Origin of the sequence: Deinococcus multiflagellatus (assembly GCF_020166415.1) — a bacterium.
Lineage (GTDB): Bacteria > Deinococcota > Deinococci > Deinococcales > Deinococcaceae > Deinococcus > Deinococcus multiflagellatus.
The window spans coordinates 13,261-34,757 of record NZ_JAIQXV010000007.1 but is presented as its reverse complement, the minus strand read 5'-3'; the positions used below and the strand labels follow the sequence as shown (position 1 = coordinate 34,757).

Genomic DNA, 21,497 nt, shown 5'->3' with positions numbered 1-21,497 from the left:
GGAGTGACGCGCGAGGATGGTTCCCAGGGGCGGGATTGGGTCAGCGAGCCGGTGTGGTTCTCGCCCGCAATCGTGATTGGCGCGCTGACCCCCCGGCACCTGTGCGTCATCGTCCACCCGGGTCAGGGACAGGGCAATGTGGTGTGTGAACTCCCGCTCCATCTGTTCCCCTTTCATCTAAGGCTGCCCAATACCTGGGTGACCCTGGAATACGACCGGCGTGTGGGGCGGGTGGTGCGTGTCACGGCGGGGCAAGAAGAACCGCCGTACCCAGGGGATACGGCGGCTGAATAACAGTTTGCTTACGCCAGAATCTGCCGGGGCGCGGCTTCCTCGCCCTTCTCGAACTGAATACCGTCCTGGCCCAGCACCACGCGCACTTCCTCGCCGTGGTTGTGTGCCAGTTCCAGCGCCAGGGGGTCTTCCAGTTCCTCGCGGACCAGGGTGCGCAGCTGGCGGCTGCTGCCCACGGCGTGCTTGGGACTGCGCGACTTCAGCTTGCCCACCAGCCACGCGGCAATCGCGGGGTCAAAGGTCACCGTCAGTTCACGGCTGGCCAGCTCCTCGCGCATCTCGCCCATCAGCTGCTGGGCCACGCGCACCAGTTCTTCCTCGCCCAGCGACTTGAAGCGAATCACTTCGTCCAGGCGGTCCAGGAATTCCGGGGTAAAGATGTGGCGCAGCGGCGCGTTGTTGTCGGGCGTGACGGGCGAGAAGCCCACCGTGGGGTTCACGTTAAAGCCCGTGTTGCTGGTCATGATGATGATCGTGCGGCGGAAGTCCACCGTGCGGCCCAGCCCGTCGGTCAGGCGGCCGTCGTCCAGCACCTGCAAGAAGGTGTTGTACACGTCCGGGTGCGCCTTCTCGATCTCGTCCAGCAGAATCACGCTGAAGGGCTGGCGGCGCACCGCTTCGGTCAGGCGGCCCCCCTGTTCAAAGCCCACGTACCCAGGGGGCGAACCGATCAGCTTGCTCACCGAGTGGCTTTCCTGGAACTCGCTCATGTCCATGCGGATCAGGCTGCGCTCGCTGCCGAACAGCGTGCGGGCCAGCGCCTTGGCGAGGTGCGTTTTGCCCACGCCGCTGGGGCCCACGAACAGGAAGCTGGCGGCCACGCGGGTGCGGCCCCCCAGCCCCACCCGGGCGCGGCGCAGGGCGCTGCTCAGGGCCCGGATGGCGTCGGGCTGGCCGTACACCTGATCGGTCAGCTGCGTTTCCAGATCGGCCAGTTGCGCGGCCGTCTCCTCGGAGTAAATGCCGCCCATCGAATTGATGACGCTCTCGATGTCCTCGCGGGTCACGAAGGGCTCGCCGTCCTCGGTTTCGGCCACGGGCAGGCCAATGCTCATGTTCAGGCGCACGCGGCTGGCGGCCTCGTCAATCAGGTCAATGGCCTTGTCGGGGAAGTTGCGGCCCGGGAGGGACCGTTCGCCAATGCGCACGGCCAGTTCCAGGGCCTGCTCGGGAATCTGCACGCCGTGGTGTTCCTCGTACTTGGGCTTCAGGCCGCGCAGAATTTGCAGCGTTTCGGCGGGGCTGGGTTCCAGCACGATCACCGGCTGGAAGCGGCGCTCCAGCGCAGCGTCCTTCTCGATGTAGCGGTGGTACTCGCCGGTGGTGGTCGCGCCAATCACCTGAATTTCCCCACGGCTCAGCGCGGGCTTCAGGATGTTGGCCGCGTCCAGCGTGCCTTCGGCGCCGCCCGCCCCCACCAGGGTGTGCAGCTCGTCAATAAAGGCCATCACCTTGGCGTTGCGCAGTTCCTCGATGATCTGGCGCAGGCGTTCCTCGAACTCGCCCCGGTATTTGGTGCCGGCCACCACGCCGCTCAGGTCCAGGCTAACGAGGCGGACGCCGTGCAGGTTGGGCGGCGTGCGCTTCTCGTGAATCGCCAGGGCCAGCCCTTCCACAATCGCGGTTTTGCCCACGCCAGGGTCGCCAATCAGCACCGGGTTGTTCTTGGTGCGGCGGGTCAGGATTTGCGTGACGCGCCGGATTTCCTCGCTGCGGCCAATCACCGGGTCCAGCTTGCCCTCGCGCGCCCACTTGGTCAGGTCGCGGCCGTATTCGTCCAGAAAGGGCGTCGCCACCGGCTTGGCCGGCTTGGTGCCGCTGCCCTCGCCCTGGGCCAGAATGCGCCAGCGGATCGTGTCCACATCCTTGGTCAGTTCCTGCAGAATCCGGAAGGCCACGCCGTCACCCTCGCGGATGATGCCCAGCAGGATGTGCTCGGTGCTGGTCACCTGGGCGCCCAGGGCGCGGGCCTCGGTGCTGGCCAGTTCCATCACGCGGCGGGCGCGCGGGGTGATGCTGGGGGCGTCGTTCAGGCGGTTGCCTTCGCCGCGCCCGATGATTTCTTCGACGCGGCGGCGCAGACCGTCGAGCGAGGCGCCAAATTCACCCAGGATGCTGGCGGCGGTGCCGCCCTCGCGCATCAGGCCCAGCAGGAGATGTTCGGGGCCCACCATGGCGTGGCCCAGGCGGTTGCCTTCTTCCCGGGCATAGTGAAACACGAGGCGGGCGCGGTCGTCGTATCTGTTCATGGGTAACCCCCAGAGCAAGCGCGAGGGCGCGAAAAAGCGGCGGCAGGGTGCAGCAGGACGGCAGCGCCCGGACAGTGAACATGGCGGTGAACCACCTTGAGGGTAGACTATCGCCGCGCTGGCGTGTCAGGCAGGGGAAACCTTACGATCCGTTCACATCTGCGCCACACCTGCGAATCGGGGGGCAGCGCCAGGACCTGAACGAAAAGGACGGCTCTCCGCGAGAACTGTAGCGCGCGGGGTGTTACGGGCTTCTTTCGTGCCCCCGACCTCGCTACCGTGGGCCCATGAGCGACACCCCCCACGCCCGCGACATCATTTTCGGCGCCCAGCAGGACCGCATCCTGGCGCGCCTGCACGACCTGGACCCCGATCTGGCCCACGACATCCAGAGCTACGCCTACGACACGGTGTATGACCGCCCCGGGCTGGATCTGAAGACCAAGGAACTGATTGCCTGCGCGCTGCTGGTCTCGCTGGGCAGCCCGCCCGAACTGCGCACCCACCTGCGCGGGGCGCTGAACGCGGGCGCCACCGAAGCCGAGGTGCGCGGCGCCCTGCTGATGTGCGCGCCTTACCTGGGGTTCCCCCGCGTGGTGGCCGCCTTTGAGCTGCTACGCCAGCATCTGGAGAGCACCAAAAAAACCGGCCCCACACAGGAGGCCGGCCTGGGAAGCGAGGTTTAGAACGTGGTCTTGATGCCGATGCGCGCCTTGAACACGGTGCCGGGGCGCACGAAACGGTTGTCAATGGTGTTGTACAGCGCGTCGCCCTGGTTGATGGTGGTGTTCGTGCTGCCGCTGCCACTGGTGGTCGTGGCGTTGATGGTGGACTTGAAGAACGTATCCACGCCCACGTCACCCACGAGGCTCAGGTTGCCGGTCAGGGCGTAGCTGAGCATCACGCCCGCACCCAGACCAAAGGCGTTGCTGCTGTAGGTGGTGTTGCCGGTCGCGCCGTAGTCCTCGGTGCTGCGGAACATGCCGTAACGGGCGCCGGCGTACAGGGCGGTGCTGACGCCGGGGGCCAGTTCACCCACGTTGTAGGTGCCGTCCAGGCTGGCGACAGTGTGGCTGCCATTCTCCGTGGCGCCAGCAGCCTTGTAAGAGCTGAAGGGCCCGACGCCCAGATCGCTGCTGTCATTGATCGCGTCCGCAGCGCGGGTGTAGGCCACGCCCGCCTTCACGCCGATGGGGCCCACCACGTTGGGGGCATGCACAAAGAACTCGCCGCTGAGGCCGCCAGCGTAGCCGCCCGTCAGGCCAAGCTCAACGCCGCTGAGGGACTGGGCGCCAGCGGTGCCGGCAACGAGGGTCAGGAGGGTCGCGGGGAGAAGCATCTTCATGAGAAGTAGCCTCGGGGGTAAACATGAGAAGCTTCCGTGAGGGAGTTGATGCGGCATTAAGAACTGGCGCTGCCTAAAGGTTGGCTCTGGATACACCCAAGGCTTGAAGAGGGCGGTAAAACGCGTTTGGGCGCGCAGCCCTGGCCTCCTCTCCTTCTGATTGAGCCGGTCCAGCGGAGAGGGAATAACGGGCATCCCTCTCATTGGCACGTCGTGGCGGGTGCAGAGCAGCGGCAAGTGCTCTGGCAACTGGAAGTGGGAGACCACGACAGGTTCCCCTGCCAACACCCCATGTCCACCCATGCTTTGCACGGTTCACCACTGCCCTTCCCCTTCCTCCGTCTGCGCGGCGGGGACGCCACCGGCTGCGTCCCGTTCTGTCTTCGGGCACACTGGTCAGGGTTGGCATGAACTGCTAAACTTGAACTGAGTCTAATTTGTCATGCTGGGCACGCCAGCATCACCTTCCCCAACCTTTATTTCGGAGGCTGCATGAATATCCTGACCCTTGTTCGCCAAGTGCCCGACGCCGAAGCGCGCGTGAAGATCAGCCAGCAGGCTGTTGACCTGGACGGCACCACCCTGGTGGTGGACGGCATGGACGAATACGGCGTAGAAGAGGCCCTGCGCCTGCGCGAAAGCGGCGCCAGCGTGGAGCAGATTATTGCCCTGGCCATTGGCCCCAAGCGCAACGAGGACGCCCTGCGCACCGCCCTGGCGATGGGCGTGGACCGCGCCATCCACGTGGAAACCGACGAGCAGTTTGACGCCGTGACCCTGAGCAAGGTGGTGGCCCAGGTGGCCCACGCCGAGAACGTGGGTCTGATTCTGGTGGGCGGCCAGGAAGCCGACTGGGACTCGCAGGCCCTGGGCGCCGCCAGTGCCGAGCGCCTGGGCTGGCCCCAGCTGACCTGGACCAACGAACTGAAGCTGGACGGCGAGACCCTGAGCGGCCGGCACGATGTGGACGACGGCAACGAGAGCTTCCGGGTCACCCTGCCCGCTGTGGTCACCACGCAGCAGGGCCTGAACGAGCCGCGGTACCCCACGCTGCCCAACATCATGAAGGCCAAGAAAAAGGAGCTGCGCAAGGACGACGCGGCCAGCTACGGCCTGCAGGCGCGCGTGCGCACTGTGGGCGCCGAGATTCAGACCCGCGCCCGGCGCAACACCATGATTGACGGCAAGGACCCCCAGGCCGCCGCCGCCCAGCTGCTGGAACTGCTGCGCAACGAAGCCAAGGTGCTGGCTTAAACAGACTGGGCGGTCTGGCGTTGGGCGCGCCGCCCCTCTTGACCCTTCAACCCTTTGACCTTTGACGGAACCGGAGGTTCCCAGATGATCCTGATTGTTGCTGAACACGCCGCTGGCAAGCTGGGCAAGGCCACCCTGGAAATGGTGACGGCCGCGCGCGAATCGGGCCGTGAGGGCCCCATCACGGTGCTGGTGCTGGGCCAGAATGTCTCTGCCATTGCCACCGAGGCCGCCGCTGTGGCTGACCAGGTGCTGGTGGCCGACCTGCCCCAGCTGGCCACCTACAACGCGGAAACCTGGGCGGCGGCAGCGACCCAGATTGCCCAGGAAGGCGAAGCCCACACCGTCATCATTGGCGGCAGCCGTTCGGGCCGCGAGTACGCGCCGCGCGTGGCCGTGAAGCTGGACGCCCCGTACCTGGAAGACGTGACCAGCCTGAAAGCCAGTGGCGCCGCCCTGCAGGGCCAGCGCTACACCTACCTGGCCCGCGTGACCGAAACCGTGGAGGCCGAGGGCCCTGTGGTGGTCGTGACCGTCAAGCCCGGTTCCTTTGCCGCGGCGGCCCCCGCTGGCGCCGCTGGCGAGCAGTACGACGTGGAACTGACCCTGCCCGCCCCGCGTGTGGAAGTGACCGGCAAGAGCGTGGAAAAGAGCAGCCGCGTGGCCCTGACCGAAGCCGACGTGATCGTGACGGGCGGGCGCGGCGTGGGCAGCCCCGAGAACTTTTCCAAGTATGTGGAAGGCCTCGCCGACGCCCTGGGGGCCGGCGTGGGCGCCACGCGCGCCGTGGTAGACGCCGGCTGGCGCCCCTACGCCGAGCAGGTGGGCCAGACCGGCAAGACCGTGCAGCCCGGCGCCTACATTGCCCTGGGCGTCAGCGGCGCCGTGCAGCACCTCAGCGGCATGGGCAAGAGCAAGAACATCATCGCCATCAACAAGGACGCTGAAGCCCCGATCTTCAAGGTGGCCGACTACGGCATCGTGGGCGACATCAACGAGATCGTGCCGGCGTTGATTGAGGCCAGCAAGCGGTAAAGCGGGTTGTCGGTCGTGGGAGGTGGGCTGTGGGAGAAACCCGGCAGCCCACCTCCTTCTTATGTTCACTGCGCCCCGCACCCCACCTTCCCTGCCGTTCCCACTCACCACTACCCACTCCCCTCGCCCCCCATTAAGCCACCCTTACAACTTCTGCCCCCTCCCCCGGCCCGCCCCCGACACTGAGGCATGAGTGACTCTGCCTCTCCTCCTGGGGTGATCGTGACGGGCGCGGCGCGGGGGATTGGGCGCGCCACCGCCGAGCTGTACCTGGAACGCGGCTGGCGCGTGCTGAGCGTGGATCTCACCCCATCGCCGCCGCTGCGGGGTGGGCGGCGGGTGAAGGCCGACATCAGCACGCCGGCGGGGCGCGAGCGCGTGGTGCGCGCGGCGCGCGAACTGGGGCAGGTGCAGGTGCTGGTGAACAACGCTGCTTACCAGGGCGCCCCCGGCAGCGTGCTGGAGGTCAGCGAGCGCGGCTGGGCCCGCACCCTGAATGTGAACCTGACCGCCCCGCTGCTGCTGACCCGCGCCGTGGCCGAACTGCTGCCCCGGGGCGGCGCCGTGGTGAACGTGGCCAGCGTGCAGGGCCTGTTCGCCGAGCAGAACAACGCCGCCTACAACGCCAGCAAGGGCGGCCTGATCAACCTGACGCGCGCCATGGCTCTGGACCTCGCGCCGCATGGCCTGCGGGTGAACGCGGTGGCCCCCGGCGCCATCAGCACCGAGGCCGTGCTGCAGAGCATTCAGGAAAGCCCCGACCCCGCCCAGACCCGGCGCGACTACGAGGACCTGCATGCCCTGCGCCGCCTGGGCACGCCGCGCGAGGTGGCCCAGACGGTGTACTTCCTGGGCAGCGACGAGGCCAGCTTCGTGACGGGCGCCGTGCTGACGGTGGACGGGGGCATGACCGCGAGCTTCATGATGGCGGGACGGCCGGTCTAGGGGGGCAGTGGGACGTGGGGGGAGGAAAGGACGGGAGGCGGGTGGCGGTGCGCGGGATTTGAGGCAAACAGAAGGGGCCACCCATGCGGTGGCCCTTTGCACCTCTCGGCGGCTTATGCAGCTGGGGGTTCGGTAACCCTGGGTTCTCGTTTCCAGCTCAGGAGGGCGATGATCAGCGTAAAGGCGATCATGCTGAGCACGGGAATGGTGAGGATGGTGTTCAGGGGCGAGCCCATCCCCCACACCGGCCAGGGGGTGCCGCACGAGGCGGCGGGGTCAGCGGTGCAGGCTTCAAGTTCTTGCACCAAGCCCCAGGTTTCCAGGTTCTGGTACAGGGCGATCAAGAGCCCGGTGACCGCCAGGGGCAGCACGTAGCGGCGCACGCGCAGGTCGCCGCCCAGGGCCGCCACGCCCAGGATGACGGCCAGCGGGTACATAAAAATCCGCTGAAACCAGCACAGAGGGCAGGGGTTAAAGTGCCGGATCTCGCTGAAGTATAGGCTGCCCAGAGTGGCAACCAGCGCCACCACCCAGGCCAGATACAGGCGGTTGTCGCGGGTCATCTTTATTTGCTGGCGGCGTCAATGGCGCGGCTGATGTCCTCGAAGGCGTAGCTGCCCCGCTTGCCGTCGGCGGTCATCACCTGCGCGCCATTCACGAAGATGGTGGGGGTGCCGTTCACGCGGGCGTCACTCACCTGCTTCTCGTCGGCGTCCACACGCGCGGCGGTGGCGTCCGTATCCAGGCAGCTGTCGAACTTGGCCTGATCCAGTCCTTCCACGTTGGCCGCCAGGTCCTTCAGGCGGGTCTTGGTGGCCCAGACCTGGCTTTCGTCGCCCTGGGCACGGAACATGATGGTCTTGAAGCTGGCAAACGCGTCGTTGCCGCCCTGGTCGTACACGCACTTGGCGGCCTGAGCGGCGAGCTTGCTGTCGTCGGTAGGCAGACCACGCGTATCCGCCAGGAAGGGCCAGACCAGACTGTACTGCTTGATCTTGCCGGCATCCACGTACTTTTCCTTCAGCTGGGGCGCCACCGTTTCTTCAAAGTTCTTGCATACCGGACATTTGAAGTCCTCAACGACCACCACAGACACGGGCGCGTTCTCCTGGCCCACGAAGGGCTGCCCGGCCAAGTTGAAGTTGGCCTTCAGGGCGGCGCCAGCGGCGGGCTTGCCCTGCACGGCAAAGACCGCCAGCGCAATGAGCACGGCGGCCACAAGGGTGCCCACCACGAGAAAGGTGCGGTTCTGGTTGTTGCCCTGCAATCTGGTCATAGCGCGAGTGTACCGGTTGCCCCCGGGGCGGCGTGCCCACAGGTGCGCGCCGTCCCCAGAAACAGTCAGGGACGGCGCGGGCAGGAGAACAGGATTATCCGGGCAGGGGCACGGGCCGGCGGCGCCGCGCGCGCACGCGCAGCACCCAGTCAATGATCTGGCGCACGGCGCTCACCAACAGGCCCAGCGCCAACGCCACCAGCGCCGTGCGCTGAAAGTCCACCCGGGCCGGCAAGGTGAGGCCCGGGTCCAGTTTGGTGCCCAGGCGGGCGGCGCCCAGCAGGGTGCCGGCAAACAGCAGCCCCGCAAAGGGCAGCACAAACACCCCCCCCGAATGCTTGAGCAGCAGCAGGCCCCCCAGCGCCCCGCCCACCAGCGGCAGAATCACCGACCACTGCTCGGGGGGGGCCACCGGGCTCAGGGAGCCCAGCGCGCCCATCGCCAGCCCCGCGTAGCCGTACCAACCGCCAAATTCATCGGCCAGGATGGTCAGCAGCACCCAGGCAAAGAGGCGTGTGGTCCACTCGCCCGGGGTCCACATGAAGTAGGCCAGCAGCCCCAGCACCAGCAGCCCGCCCAGCAGGTGAATCAGGGCGTGGGTGGTGCCGCGCGTGGGGCCCTGCGGCTGGGGGGACTCCAGCACGGGGACCACGGGCGCGGGGGCTTCGGTGTCTGGGGCGGGGCGGCCCAGGGACCGCGCGGCGGCCGGCGCCGGGCTGGTCGGGGTTTCCGTGGGCTGGGCCTCGCCTTGCGGCGAAGCGGCGGGGGGCTGGGGGTCGGGCGGAACGGTCATGCGCTTTCTTTCTTAGCACGAGTCTTGCGCTCGGGGGCGGCGGCCACCAGTTCACCCTCGTCGTCGGCCGCCGCTGAAGCCACCTTGCGGGGGGCCCGTTTGGCCGGTTTGGCGCTGACTTCCGGCTCGGCTGCCGTTCGCGGCTGGGCCGGTTCGATCCCCGGCACCCGGCGCAGGTATTCGCCCGTGTGGCTGGTGGGGTGCGCGGCCAGTTCCTCGGGCGTGCCGACAGCGACGATGGTGCCGCCCCTCACGCCCCCTTCCGGGCCCAGGTCAATGATGTGGTCGGCGCACTTCATCACGTCGAGGTTGTGCTCAATGATGACCAGGGTGTTACCGCCCTCCACCAGGCGCTGCAGCACTTCCATCAGCTTGCGCACGTCCTCGAAATGCAGGCCTGTGGTGGGCTCGTCGAGAATGTAGATGGTCTTGCCGGTGGCGCGTTTGCTCAGCTCGCTGGCCAGCTTGATGCGCTGGGCCTCACCGCCGGACAGGGTGGTGCTGGGCTGGCCAATGCGCATGTAGCCCAGGCCCACGTCGCACAGCAGGCTCATCTTGCGCTCGATGGCGGGAATGGCCTCGAAGAACTTCTGGGCGTCTTCCACGGTCAGGTCCAGCACGTCGGCAATGGTCTTGCCGTTGTACTTCACTTCCAGCGTCTCGCGGTTGTAGCGCGCGCCCTTGCAGACCTCGCACGGCACGTAGATATCCGGCAGGAAGTTCATCTCGATCTTCATGACGCCGTCGCCCTTGCAGTGCTCGCAGCGCCCGCCCTTCACGTTGAAGGAGAAGCGCCCGGCCTGGTAGCCCCGGCGCCGCGCTTCGGGGGTGCGGGTAAACAGGTCGCGGATCTCGGTGAAGACCCCAGTGTAAGTGGCCGGGTTGCTGCGAGGCGTGCGGCCAATAGGGCTCTGGTCAATCTCGATGACCTTGTCCAGGTGGTCCATGCCCTCGATGCGGTCGTAGCGCCCCGGCGTGGTCTTGGCGCCGTTCAGTTCACGGGCCAGGGTGGCGTGCAGGATGTCGTGAATCAGGGTGCTCTTGCCGCTGCCGCTGGGGCCGGTGACCACCGTCATGGTGCCCAGTGGAATATCAATGTCCACGTTCTGCAGGTTGTGTTCGCGGGCGCCAAACACCTTCAGGCGCTTGCCGTTGCCCCGGCGGCGGTGTGACGGCACCTCAATCTTCAGTTCGCCGCGCAGGTACTTGCCGGTCAGGCTTTCGCGGTTCTCTTTCACCTGCTGCGGCGTGCCCACCGCCACCACCTGCCCGCCGTGCACCCCGGCGCCGGGCCCCATGTCCACGAGGTAATCCGCCTCGATCATGGTGTCCTCGTCGTGCTCCACGACCAGCAGGGTGTTGCCCAGGTCGCGCAGGTTCTTCAGGGTGCCGATCAGGCGGCCGTTGTCTTTCGGGTGCAGGCCGATGCTGGGTTCGTCCAGCACGTACAGCACGCCGGTCAGGCCGCTGCCCACCTGGGTGGCGAGGCGGATGCGCTGCGCCTCTCCCCCACTCAGCGTGTTGGCGGTGCGGTCCAGGCTCAGGTAGTCCAGGCCCACATCCACCAGGAATTTCAGGCGGGTACGGATGGCCTTCAGGATGGGCGCCGCCACCGCCGCGCCGAAGTCGTTGAGCTGGTATTCGTAGCGCAGGGGCCCGTGGGCCCTGGCCGTGCCGCCCAGGTGGCCCTTCAGGAAGGGCGCAATGGCGTCGTGGTTCAGGGCCTTGTCCTGCAAGGCGGTGAAAAAGGCGTCGGCGTCCAGCACGCTCATGCCACTGGCCTGCGAGATGTTCAGGCCGCCCACCCGCACGCCCAGGATCTCGGGCTTGTAGCGGGTGCCGCCGCAGGTGGGGCAGGGGCGCAGTTCCATCAGCTCTTCGAGCTTCTCGCGCATGAACTCGGATTCGGTGTCGGCGTAGCGGCGCTCCAGGTTCGCCAGCACGCCCTCGAATTCGGTCATGAAGCGCATGGTTTCCTTGCCGCCGCGCCGGTACACCACCTCGAAGGGCGCGCCGGGGCCGTGCAGAATGGCTTCCTGCGCCGCCTTGGGCAATTCACGCCAGGGCACTTTCACGCTGAAGCCCATGTTCTCGGCCAGGGCCTGCAGCTTGTCCCAGTAGTACACGCCGCCGCCCGTGCCCTTCTTGCTCCACGGCAGAATGGCGCCCTCGGCAATGGACAGCTTCTCGTCAATGATCAGGTCCGGGCTGAATTCCTGCTTGCTGCCCAGGCCCGCGCAGTCGCCACAGGCGCCGTAGGGCGAGTTGAAGGAGAACGAACGGGGTTCCAGCTCTTCCAGGACGCTGCCGTGTTCGGGGCAGGCGAACTTCTCGGAATACAGTTCCTCGTGGGCGCCGCCGTCCTCACCGGCATCGGGGAGCAGCACGCGCAGCAGGCCCTCGCCCCGGCGCAGGCCCAGTTCCACGCTCTCGGCAATGCGGGGGCGGTCCCCTTCGCGCAGGGTCACGCGGTCAATCACCACGTCCACATCGTGCTTCTCGAACTTTTCCAGCTTCAGCTTCTCGGCCTCGTCCAGCTCGTACAGGGTGCCGTCCACCCGCACGCGGGCAAAGCCCTCGCGGCGCAGGTCGGCGAACAGCTTGCGGTACTCGCCCTTGCGCCCGCGCACCACCGGGGCCAGCAGAATGGCGCGCTTGTCGGCAAAGCCCGACAGCAGGCGGTCCGTAATCTCGCTGGGGCTCTGCTTTTCGATCTTGCGGCCACAGAGGGGGCAGTACGGCGTGCCCACGCGGGCGTACAGCAACCGGAGGTAGTCGTGAATTTCGGTCACGGTGCCCACGGTGGAGCGCGGGTTGTGGCTGGTGGTTTTCTGGTCAATGGAAATGGCCGGCGACAGGCCGGTGATGCTCTCCACGTCCGGCTTTTCCATCAGGCCCAGGAACTGCCGGGCGTAGGCCGACAGGCTTTCCACATAGCGGCGCTGGCCCTCGGCATAGATGGTGTCGAAGGCCAGGGTGCTCTTGCCGCTGCCAGACACGCCGGTGATCACCACGAACTGGTCACGGGGCAACTCCACCGTGATGTCCTTGAGGTTGTGCTCCTTGGCGCCGCGAACGATCAGGTTGTTCTGCAAGGTGGGAACTCCTTGAAAGGTGCGGCCAGCAGGGCTTTTCTGGGCCGCCCGGGATTCTGCTGAATGCGTAAGGTCACCCCTCCGCTTCTGAAACGAGACAGTCTAGCAGGTGGGGCCAGGAGGGGACCATAGGCCAGATGAGAGGGGACGACAGGAGAGCCGCTCGCTCCCCTGTTCGCATGCGTGGCGGCGTCCATAGACTCCGGTTGGCTCATGTGCGAGAAGGGGTTAAGACAGCCCTTCTCACAAGGTGGGGCGGGGTACAAGGCCCCACCGGGCAGAGCGTCGGCAAACGGCGCCCCCATACGGTCTTCAATCCGTGATCGAATCGGGAAACCAGCGCTTCGATCACGCCTCCCGCGGCCACCGTTTTTTCCTTCTCACTCTGCCCGGGTTGAACAGTGCCACAAACCGTTCAACCACAATCCGTATCACGGTCTGGCGACTCTTAATCAGCGGGTTCGCTGAATACCGGCCGTGTTAGCGCACGTCTGCGAAAGCTTTTTCTGTGGGCCGGTTGTGGGCTGCCCTTCAAGCACTGCCACCCAGCGAAGGCCCCGCGCCCTCTGGCGCGTGCACGCTGGCGCTCCAGGAGCCTGCCACAACTCTTCCTCCTCACGCCTCAATCTTCCTCTAAGCTGAAAATGGAGCGGCAACCTACAAACAAGGTGCTGCCTCTCGCTGGAGACCGCCATGTGGCACCAACGTTTGACTCAGCAGATTCTTGGCCACTCAGATTCCGTCTTTCTTGTTGGTGGCCCCGAATGGGGCACGTGGCAGGTACTGGGGCAACTTCAAGACGCGCGGCGCCGTAAGGTCTGGGTCCACCTCGACGACTCGTTTTCCTGGGATGAATTCACCCTGGGTCAGCGGCTGGCAGAGGCAATCAACCGGGCACTTGGGTACGGCTTTTTAAGGCCAGATGTCTCCTGGCCTACGCTGCTCACCACACTGCACGGTTTACAGCGTGTTCTGGCCCCACTCCTGCTGATCCTCTCCGGGGCTGAATGCGCCCCTGATTTCGCTGAAGCGCTGCTGTCGCTGGAAGGTGTCCACCACCTTGTGCTGGTATGGACAACGTTCCCTGCCGCGCCGGTCCCACTGGGCGTTCTCGTCATGGCCGAGAACACGCTGGCTCTGCGCCGCGAAGAAGCGGTGGATCTGGCGGCTTTCCCCTCTCCTTTTTCGCCGCCCAAGAGCGAAGAAGGTTTCCTGGATGAGGTGTCGCCCGGCCTGAGCGCACCGGCGGCAGGGAACGTGGACCACTTGCTCCACCTCAGCCAGGGCGCCTACGAACGCTTTTTAACCGAGGTCCACCGCCTCCTGCGCCTGCCGCCACCGGTGCGCCCACTGCCCTGGAAGGCGGCCTTGCAAGACGCGCCCCAGCATAATCCGGGGGAGCTGCTGCGGCACCTGACCCACGCTCAGCGGTGGCGGCCCGCTTTTGAATTGGCGATTCACTGCGCCCCAGCCCAGGCGGTGAAGCTGCTTGAGCAGGCTGGGCACCTGTATCACGAGCAGGGCCTTCACGGCCTTCTGGCTGCCCTCCTGGCCCAGTTGCCCCCTGCCGAGCGGCGGCAAGAAGTGGTTCTCTTCTGGCGGTTGTCTGCAGCCCATCGCCTCGGCCACGTCGAAGACATGCGGGCCGAGGTGGAGGAGGTGCTCGCGCAGGCAGAAGCGCCAGAGCTGCGGGCGCTCTATGCGGGGGTCCTTGCCCCCCTGGAACAGTTTCCGGCCGAGGCTGAGCGCGCGGCGCGTGGGCGGGCGACGCCCTTCACGCTCTATCAGTATGGCCTGGCCCTGGCGCTGCAGGACCCCGAGCGCAGCGTGACTGTCCTGCGGCAGGCGCTCCACGCCGCTGAGCAGGCGGGGCGCGGCTACGAGGTGGTGCGCAACGCCGCTGCACTGGGCGAGCAACTGGGCCGCATGGGCCGCTACAGTGCCGAGTACGGCCTGCTGCACTACGCGCTAGAGGAATATGATCGTCGCGGCCTTCACGACGAACAGCGGTCCACCCATCTGCTGAACAATCTGGTGTTTACCAGTTTGCTGGTGGGCAAAACGCAGGGACTGGAAAAGACCATGTCTCAAGCCATTGCCCGCCTGGGCGATACCTCCCCCCACCTGCGCTGGACACTGCGCACCACCCTGGGCGACGTGCATATGGCTGCCGGCAACGCCAACCAGGCGTTGCCGCTGTATTGGCAGAATTGGCTGGAGGCGCCGCGCCTGCAGCAAGGGTGGCTTGGACGTTGCCTCGTGCGCACCCTCCTGGAGCTCCGGCGCCTGGACCTTGCCCAGAAGGTAGCGGACCAGGCATGGGCCGTGACCCGAGGTGAACACTTTGAATATCAGCGCCAGGGGGACCTGGCCAAAGGGATGGCCCTGGCCCTGGCCGACCCGGCTCTGGCTCTTCCCTACCTGGAACAGGCGCTGGCGGCCTTTTCTCAGCCCATCTACGCGACCCGCGTTGCCCAGAGCGGCTTGTACCTGGCGCTGGCCAGGCTAAACACAGACGACAAGGCAGGCGCGCTAGAGGCGTTGCAACGGGCGCAGCCTGGCCTTCAGGAGATGCACCCCAGTGCGCTCCGACTGCTGGCCGGCCCTGCAGACGCCTTTGAGGCCGTGTTTGCTTTGCTCCCGGACCAGCGGCGGCAGGACCACCCAGCGCCCCCGGAACTCGAACTGACTTTTCTGGGCGGGCAGCAAGTCAGGTTCCGAGGCCAGGCGCTCAAACTCCGCCCCAGTTACGCGCAGATTCTGGCTGTGTTGGCGCTGCATCCTGACGGACTGAATCTGGAACGGCTGCACGTGCTGCTGTATGGGGATCAAGACAAGCTCTCGACGCTGAAAACCCACCTCTCGCGCCTCCAACCTCTGGTGCCGTTTTCCAGCAAGCCGTACCGCTTGGCGTTCCCCGTGCGCGCTGATTTTCTGGAGCTCCATGAGCTGCTGCGGCGCGGCCAGGTGGCCGAGAGCCTGGCGCTGTACCAGGGCGTCCTGCTGCCCGGATGTGAAGCGCCAGCGGTCGCCGACGCCCGCGAAACCCTGAGCGAAGCGCTGCGCCAAGCCGTCCTGGCCCAGGACGACGCCGGTCTCACGATTCAGCTGGCCGAGCGACTCGACGATGATCTGGAGCTCTGGGAGCAGGCCTTGTCGCGCCTGCCGGCACATGACCCTCGCCGTCCCCTGGTCGCCACGAAGGTCAAACTCCTGGCCCGGCAGTACCACCTCTCGCCCCAGGCGGCAACCTGACGTCAACCTTGGGCGCCTTATGGTCGGGGCGTGGACATCTATACGGCGGGGTACCTGGACAACGGGCTGGGCTTTTTGCTCGCGCCGCGCCCCGGCGCCCATTTGGTACACCTGGCCCTCTACTTTGACCACGGCGTGAAAGACGAGGACCCGGCAGAAAACGGCATCTGCCACCTGCTTGAACATCTGCTGTTTAACGTCAATCGCTTTCCTAAACGCTTGGCCCGACTCTTTGAACCCTTGGCCCGCAGCGGCAGTCAGTTTGCCGCTTATACCGGCAAGGAATACACGCGCCTGACTTTTTCCATGGCCCCTGAACACCTCGAAAGGGCGCTGATCTTCCTGCGGGCCTTGCTCGAACGGCCACCACTGGAACAGGCCACCCTGGAACACGAGCGGCACATTGTGATGGACGAAATTGCACGCAAACGGGGCCGCCCTGAGTTCCTGTGGAACCTGCTCGAAGAAGCCCTGTTTGCGCCGCCTTATGGCCTGCCCGTGCTGGGACAACCCGACGTGATCGCCGCGTTTTCTCTGGCGCAACTCAAAGAGCGCGCCAAACAGGCTTTCTCGCCGCGCCGCGTCCGGCTGGTGCTGACCGGACGCGTCAAGGCAGAAGCGGGCGAAACCATCCATAAGCATCTGGCCACCTGGACGGGACACACCCAGGCCAGTGAGGCGCCGTCCGTCGAAATCCTGCCGAAAGCTGTGGCTGTGGAGGCCGGCGGGTCACGGGCTGCGCTGTATCTGGGCTTTCCCGCACCGGCACTGCCCGACGCTGAGCGACCTGCGGCCGAGGTGTTGGCGCAGTTGCTGGGGCTGGGGCTCCGCTCGCGGGTATTTAAACAGTTGCGCGAGAAGTCGGGCCTGGCCTACGCCGTAGGTGGGGGGTCAGTGCACTGGCGGCTGACGGGTTACCTGCATCTGGCGGCCGAATTGTCCCGCGACCGACTGGCTGAGGCTTACGTTTCGTTCCTGAAGGTGATCCACGATCTGCATCACCGTCCTCCGGACGCACAGGAGGTTCATGAAGCCCGCGAAGCCCTCTGCATGCGCATTCTGGCCGAAGCCGAGGGACCACATTTCACACACCGGTTGGGGCTGTACTGGCTGGCCGGCGAGCTGTACTACCCAGCGCAAGAGGCCAGAGCCTACCGCGACATCAGCGCGCATGACGTTCAGATGGCGGCGCACTTCCTTGACCCGAACCGCATGGCGCTGGTTGGCGTTGGGGTCGGCGAGGAGACACTAACGCAGCTGCTTGAGGTGACCCTATGACGAACGCCGCCAGCCTACAGCTCAGCTCGGCCCTCTGGGGCACCTTTTCGGCGCTGCTCGACGGCCCCGCCACACCGCGCGCACTGGCCAACCGGTTGGGACGGCCACTGGCGATCATTGTGCAGGACCTTCAGCGCCTGTGTTCCCAAAACATGGTGATTGAAGACGGCACAGAGCGCACTGGCCGCTTCGTGGAGCGGCGGTACCGCTTGCCTGAAGGCGCTCTTCAAATTCATGACCAGTCTGCCCTCCCCCTGGCCCTGCGAGAAACAGAACGCGGCTATTACCGGGCCACGCTGCGCCAGCTGCCAGCGGCCGGCGGACTGGTGGCGGTTTCCGTTGAGCCGGCGCTGATGCACGAGGCACTCACGCGTACGCGGCACCTCCTGGATGAACTCGAACGGGCCAGCCAGCCAGGAACCGGCGTCCGGTTCAACCTTCTCTCTGTGGGCTACCAGGAGGACGTATGACCCATCCCATTGCCCTGCCAACTTTTCGGCAGCTGCTCACCACCCGGGTGCTGGCCACCCTCAGTGTTGGTTTCTACAACGTGCCGCTGCTATGGTGGGTGCTGGAACACACCGGCTCTGGCAGTGCTGTGGCCGCGCTGGGACTGGTCGGCGCCTTGGCGGCCATGGTTGTTGCCCCGTGGGGTGGCGTCTTGGCCGACCGCGGACAGAAAAAGAACCTGATTCAGCGGACCTATCTGCTCGATGCAGGCTTGCTGCTGGCCGGGGCGGCGCTGCTTGGTACCCATACGCTGCCGGTGTGGGGGGCTTTCATCCTGGTGGGCACCAGTGACCTGGTGGCCAATCTGCGCACCCCCGCGCTGGCGGCTCTGCTTCCCCTCAGCGTTCCCGAAACCAAGTACCAGCAGGCCAACGCTTCCATGAACTTGGCTGTGTCTGTTTCCAGCCTCGCCTCGTTTTCAGTGGCGGGCCTGGTGACCGGGCTCCTCGGCGTGCCTGCTGCCCTGCTGACCGGGGTGGCGCTGCTGGCCCTGGCCGCGCTGAGCCTGTTGGCATTTCGGGAACCGCCCAGTGCGCCCAGTCAGAACGCGGCCCAGCCTGCAACACGCAGTTTCCGGGAGGGTTTGGGGTACGTCATGGCCAGCCCGTTGCTGCTGTCGCTGGTGGGCGTGGCCATGCTCCTTAACCTCATCATGACCCCGCTGGCGGTCCTGCTCGCTCCATATGCCAAGGCGCTGGCCCTGGGCGCGGCCCACTACGGCCTGCTCAATGCGGCAAATGTCGCGGGAGAACTGCTGGGGTTCGGCCTTCTGAATTTCGTGCGGCTCCGCGCGCCGATCCCCGCTCTGTTCCTGGGCACGTGCGTGATGGCCAGCGCGGCTTTTGGCCTTGGACTGGCGCCCAACCTGGCGCTGGCCATGGCTTCTCTGGCCCTTTTCGGTGCAACGGCGGCCAGCATGAATACCTTGCTGTTCAGCCTCGCGCAGTCAGCCATCCCCGCTGCCATGATGGGGAGGGTCTTGGGCGTGGTGCAGGCCATGGCCATGGGGCTGCAACCCCTGGGTTACGCCCTGACTGGCCTGCTGCTGCAGGTGATGTCCGTGCGGCAGATTTTTGTGGGCATGGCGCTGCTGCTGGCGCTGGCCAGCTTTGCCTGGCTGCGCCGTCCCGTTCGTGAGGGGGTGCAGCCAGAGGCGCCGCGCCTGGAGTTAGGCCGGTCGTAAGATCGACAGTGCACGCAACTGGGCCATCAGCTCCTTAAGGGGCGGAATCGCACCCAGCGCGACCCGGCGATCAGCCACCGCATACCCCATGCCCGGCTCGATTACGTGGTGCCCTAAGGCGCGCAGGGTCCCCACATTGCGCTGCACGACCTTGCTGAGCCACATGGTTTCGTTCATGGACGGCACAAACACCACAGGCGCCGTACAGGCAACGATACAGGTGGAAATCAGATCATCACAGATGCCGTGTGCGGCCTTGGCCAGGATGTTGGCCGTTGCCGGCATGACCAAGAGGGCGTCTATTCCCCTGGTCAGCTCCTTGTGTGGGACCCGGACGCCATCACGCGTTTCAAAGTGGCAGGTAAAGACACGTTGTCCAAGGAGCACCTCTACTGCGTAAGGGCGCAAGAACTGTTCGGCAGCCGCCGACATGGCCACATTGAAGCGCCACTGTAATTGCTGCAAGGCCAGAAGATGCTGCGGCATGCCCAGGACGGCCACAGAGCCGGTCATGGCGATCAGGACGTTTGGGCGGCTCTCTGTCAAAGACATAGACACTCCTCAAAAAAAGTTCGGCTGGAAGCTTCCAGCCGAACTTTCGGATAGGGTTTAGCAGAGAAAGTTGTTGGTGTTGTTGCCCTCTTCCAGTGCCTGCTCAATGTTGGCAATGAGTTCGGGATCATCCACGAAGACCTGTTCGCCCTCGACCCGCAGGCCGTGGGCCACGGCCGCGTTCCTGATGACCAGCTTGCCGTCGGTGGTGCGTTCGATGTCGCTGGCGGAAACGTTTTTGTTCGTCATGTGCATGCTCCTTTGTTGCTGAGGGAGGGCGGTGGGTGCGGGTTAGGAACGCTTCAGCCTCCTGGACCCGGGCCAAAAATGATCTGAATGCCCTCATCGTCTGCGCCGCTGAGTTCCGGCGTCTTGACCAGTTCCGGGCTCTCGAGCACCACTGGTGCGGCCAGCGGGACCTCTGGGGACCGACTTGACTCCGACGCCCGCGCCTGGACAACCGGCGCTTCAGGGGTCACCTCGCGCTGCTTTGCCATCTCTTCACCTCCCTGGGCACCACTACAGCACCGCAAACGTTGATTCCAGGTTGACGCTGTGGGTCAACCTCGAGTCAACATGTGAATTTCAACAATGGTCTCTGGAGGCGCCATGTACAAACGTTCACGCTATACCCTTCAGCGACAGCAAGATGGTGCGCTTTACCTGCAGAACACCTTCACTGGGCGCGGCGGAATCTATCCTGCCGAAGCGCTGGGCCTGCTCAAAGGCCGTGATGGGCCACCTGAAGTCCAGGCCCGCCTCATCCAAGAGGGCCACCTGGTCCCACAGCACGCCGACGAGCTCGCCCGCGGCCAGGCTCAGCAGCTTGTCGGGCTGAACAAGAGTGACGTGCTGCACCTCATTCTCATGCCCACCGAAAAATGCAATTTCCGTTGCGTGTACTGCTACGAACGTTTTGAGCACGGCGTCATGACGCCGCCGGTGCGCCAGGCGGTCCGGTCATTGGTGGCGCAGCAAGCCCCTTCTCTTAAAGCCCTCAAGATTTCGTGGTTTGGTGGGGAGCCCCTGATTGCCCATCAGGTGATGGTGGAATTGTCCGAGTTCTTCACCGAGGTTGCCGCGCAGCACCGCCTGAAGTACGCGGCGCATGCCACCACGAATGGCTCGCTGCTGACTCCAGAGCGCGCGGCGCAGTACGCCGCTTTGGGCCTGCGTGACTACCAGATCACCCTGGACGGTCCCGCCCACTTTCATGACCAGAAACGCAAGCTGCTGGGCGGGGGCGCCACCTTTGAAACGATCTGGCGAAACCTGACGGCCCTTCAGGCGCAGACGCTCGATTTCCGCGTGCAGCTCCGGATCAATCTCGACAAGGAGAACTTGGCAATCGCCTCGGGGTTTGTTACGACACTGGGCGAGCAGTTTGGCCATGACCGACGCTTTCAGCTGCATGTTCACCCGGTGGAGCGCTGGGGGGGCGAGAATGACGGTGCGCTCCAGGTGCTCGACGCTCCACATTCACCCATCCCTGCCCTCTATGCACAGGGCGCCGCTTGTGGGCTGAGCCCCGCCATTGATCCACTTTTTAGCCCTTTTGGCGCCGTGTGCTACGCCGCATTGCCATTTTCTTTTGTGGTCAGGGCCGATGGCCGCCTGAACAAATGCACGGTGGCCCTGGATGACGAACGCAACCAAGTGGGCCGCCTCGCGCCGGACGGTTCCCTGCACCTGGACCAGGACAGGCTCAGGCCCTGGCTGGTCGACAACGCGCTGACAGATACCGGGTGTCAATCCTGCGCGCTGCGGCCTGCCTGCCAGGGGGCCGCCTGCCCACTGGACCGCATGAATACGGGGGAACGTCCCTGCCCGGATGCCAAGCGCGACTTTAAGGCCTATCTGCCCCTGCTGCTGGCCGGGCGACAAGAAGTGAGTGTGACGCAATGAAACGTTGGTGCTGCCTTCTCCTGACCACCCTCTTGACCCTGAGCACCTTTGCGTCCGCCGAAAACAGTCCTCCGATTGGCGGCGGCAACCGCCTCATGCCCTCTGTCAACCTGGCCACCGGGCCTGACCATCAATCTTAGGGGTCGCCTCTCTCTTGTCAGAGGAGGAGGGGGGCATCAGTTACAGACGCGCCTGTATGCCCTCTTCTTTCAGTGCTGACTGCCAGAGAGTCAGCACCTACACTTCCGAAACTTCCGCCAGATCTGATACGGCTTCCGAAACATTCCGTCAGGTGTGACGGAATGTTTTCACCGGAGGGGCTCGCAAAGCTGCGAAACGGAGGGGAAACCAACATCCAGAAATTGAATCCCTGTCCGGCGCCTTGCTGAATACAACCGGAGCAGAGGGCCTTCTCCCAGCCTCCCATGGACGACACAAGAGCTGGTGTTCAGCCCAAGGCAACGCCGTTCTGCCGTTGTTTCTTGCCCGCCGCTCCGTGGCGTATGCTTGCCACTTGGCCAACCCCAG

General features: G+C 65.5%; 19 protein-coding genes. 10 read left to right on the top strand and 9 right to left on the bottom strand.

What is annotated here, in order from left to right:
* The first annotated feature begins 3 nt into the window (after positions 1–3).
* Positions 4–294: a hypothetical protein gene (locus tag K7W41_RS10305; protein WP_224607708.1), complete on the top strand. Its 291-nt coding sequence runs from the start codon at positions 4–6 to the stop codon at positions 292–294.
* A gap of 8 nt (positions 295–302) precedes the next feature.
* Here the strand turns inward: K7W41_RS10305 and K7W41_RS10300 are convergent, their stop codons facing one another.
* Positions 303–2,543: an ATP-dependent Clp protease ATP-binding subunit gene (locus K7W41_RS10300; RefSeq protein WP_224607705.1), complete on the bottom strand. Its 2,241-nt coding sequence runs from the start codon at positions 2,541–2,543 to the stop codon at positions 303–305.
* Positions 2,544–2,830: 287 nt separating this feature from the next.
* On the opposite strand from K7W41_RS10300, the gene K7W41_RS10295 reads away from it, so the two are divergent.
* A complete protein-coding gene (locus K7W41_RS10295) occupies positions 2,831–3,229 on the top strand; it encodes a carboxymuconolactone decarboxylase family protein (RefSeq protein ID WP_224607702.1) in 399 nt (132 codons plus the stop codon).
* Here the strand turns inward: K7W41_RS10295 and K7W41_RS10290 are convergent.
* Entirely contained in the window at positions 3,226–3,888 is a 663-nt protein-coding gene (locus tag K7W41_RS10290; protein WP_224607699.1) for an alpha/beta hydrolase family protein, read from the bottom strand. The two genes, K7W41_RS10295 and K7W41_RS10290, sit on opposite strands and share 4 nt — an antisense overlap.
* A gap of 492 nt (positions 3,889–4,380) precedes the next feature.
* Between K7W41_RS10290 and K7W41_RS10285 the strand changes: the two genes are divergently transcribed.
* The 3 genes from K7W41_RS10285 (at position 4,381) to K7W41_RS10275 (ending at position 7,122) form a co-directional block, all read left to right on the top strand.
* On the top strand, positions 4,381–5,142 hold the full coding sequence (locus K7W41_RS10285; RefSeq protein ID WP_224607696.1) for an electron transfer flavoprotein subunit beta/FixA family protein: 762 nt from the start codon (positions 4,381–4,383) through the stop codon (positions 5,140–5,142).
* A gap of 84 nt (positions 5,143–5,226) precedes the next feature.
* A complete protein-coding gene (locus K7W41_RS10280; protein ID WP_224607693.1) occupies positions 5,227–6,177 on the top strand; it encodes an electron transfer flavoprotein subunit alpha/FixB family protein in 951 nt (316 codons plus the stop codon).
* Positions 6,178–6,366: 189 nt separating this feature from the next.
* On the top strand, positions 6,367–7,122 hold the full coding sequence (locus tag K7W41_RS10275) for an SDR family NAD(P)-dependent oxidoreductase (protein ID WP_224607690.1): 756 nt from the start codon (positions 6,367–6,369) through the stop codon (positions 7,120–7,122).
* A gap of 113 nt (positions 7,123–7,235) precedes the next feature.
* Here K7W41_RS10275 and K7W41_RS10270 read toward each other — a convergent pair whose 3' ends face one another.
* The 4 genes from K7W41_RS10270 to uvrA form a co-directional block, all read right to left on the bottom strand.
* Positions 7,236–7,685 (bottom strand): disulfide bond formation protein B, encoded by a 450-nt coding sequence (locus K7W41_RS10270; RefSeq protein ID WP_224607687.1) that lies wholly within the window; start codon positions 7,683–7,685, stop codon positions 7,236–7,238.
* A gap of 2 nt (positions 7,686–7,687) precedes the next feature.
* Positions 7,688–8,398: a DsbA family protein gene (locus tag K7W41_RS10265; protein WP_224607684.1), complete on the bottom strand. Its 711-nt coding sequence runs from the start codon at positions 8,396–8,398 to the stop codon at positions 7,688–7,690.
* Between the two features lie 94 nt (positions 8,399–8,492).
* Positions 8,493–9,191, bottom strand: coding sequence for a hypothetical protein (locus K7W41_RS10260; RefSeq protein WP_224607681.1), 699 nt, complete (start codon positions 9,189–9,191; stop codon positions 8,493–8,495).
* Positions 9,188–12,286 carry an excinuclease ABC subunit UvrA gene (gene uvrA, locus K7W41_RS10255; RefSeq protein ID WP_224607678.1) on the bottom strand — a complete coding sequence of 1,033 codons (3,099 nt, stop codon included), beginning with the start codon at positions 12,284–12,286 and terminating at the stop codon, positions 9,188–9,190. The genes K7W41_RS10260 and uvrA overlap by 4 nt, the downstream gene beginning before the upstream one ends.
* Before the next feature lie 693 nt (positions 12,287–12,979).
* Between uvrA and K7W41_RS10250 the strand changes: the two genes are divergently transcribed.
* From K7W41_RS10250 to K7W41_RS10235, 4 genes are read left to right on the top strand one after another with little or no spacing between them, the layout of a single operon-like run.
* Positions 12,980–15,541 (top strand): hypothetical protein, encoded by a 2,562-nt coding sequence (locus K7W41_RS10250; protein WP_224607675.1) that lies wholly within the window; start codon positions 12,980–12,982, stop codon positions 15,539–15,541.
* A gap of 30 nt (positions 15,542–15,571) precedes the next feature.
* On the top strand, positions 15,572–16,819 hold the full coding sequence (locus K7W41_RS10245; RefSeq protein ID WP_224607672.1) for a M16 family metallopeptidase: 1,248 nt from the start codon (positions 15,572–15,574) through the stop codon (positions 16,817–16,819).
* Positions 16,816–17,289 carry a hypothetical protein gene (locus tag K7W41_RS10240; protein ID WP_224607669.1) on the top strand — a complete coding sequence of 158 codons (474 nt, stop codon included), beginning with the start codon at positions 16,816–16,818 and terminating at the stop codon, positions 17,287–17,289. Before K7W41_RS10245 ends, K7W41_RS10240 begins: the two co-directional genes overlap by 4 nt.
* Positions 17,286–18,512, top strand: coding sequence for an MFS transporter (locus tag K7W41_RS10235; protein WP_224607666.1), 1,227 nt, complete (start codon positions 17,286–17,288; stop codon positions 18,510–18,512). The genes K7W41_RS10240 and K7W41_RS10235 overlap by 4 nt, the downstream gene beginning before the upstream one ends.
* Here K7W41_RS10235 and K7W41_RS10230 read toward each other — a convergent pair.
* The 3 genes from K7W41_RS10230 to K7W41_RS10220 are packed head-to-tail and all read right to left on the bottom strand — an operon-like array spanning position 18,498 to position 19,561.
* A complete protein-coding gene (locus K7W41_RS10230) occupies positions 18,498–19,064 on the bottom strand; it encodes a flavoprotein (RefSeq protein ID WP_224607664.1) in 567 nt (188 codons plus the stop codon). The genes K7W41_RS10235 and K7W41_RS10230 overlap by 15 nt on opposite strands.
* A 57-nt stretch (positions 19,065–19,121) precedes the next feature.
* Positions 19,122–19,313: a hypothetical protein gene (locus K7W41_RS10225; protein WP_224607660.1), complete on the bottom strand. Its 192-nt coding sequence runs from the start codon at positions 19,311–19,313 to the stop codon at positions 19,122–19,124.
* Positions 19,314–19,366: 53 nt separating this feature from the next.
* Positions 19,367–19,561 carry a hypothetical protein gene (locus K7W41_RS10220; RefSeq protein ID WP_224607657.1) on the bottom strand — a complete coding sequence of 65 codons (195 nt, stop codon included), beginning with the start codon at positions 19,559–19,561 and terminating at the stop codon, positions 19,367–19,369.
* Positions 19,562–19,673: 112 nt separating this feature from the next.
* On the opposite strand from K7W41_RS10220, the gene K7W41_RS10215 reads away from it, so the two are divergent.
* Positions 19,674–20,969: a radical SAM/SPASM domain-containing protein gene (locus K7W41_RS10215; protein ID WP_224607654.1), complete on the top strand. Its 1,296-nt coding sequence runs from the start codon at positions 19,674–19,676 to the stop codon at positions 20,967–20,969.
* Positions 20,970–21,497: the final 528 nt, after the last annotated feature.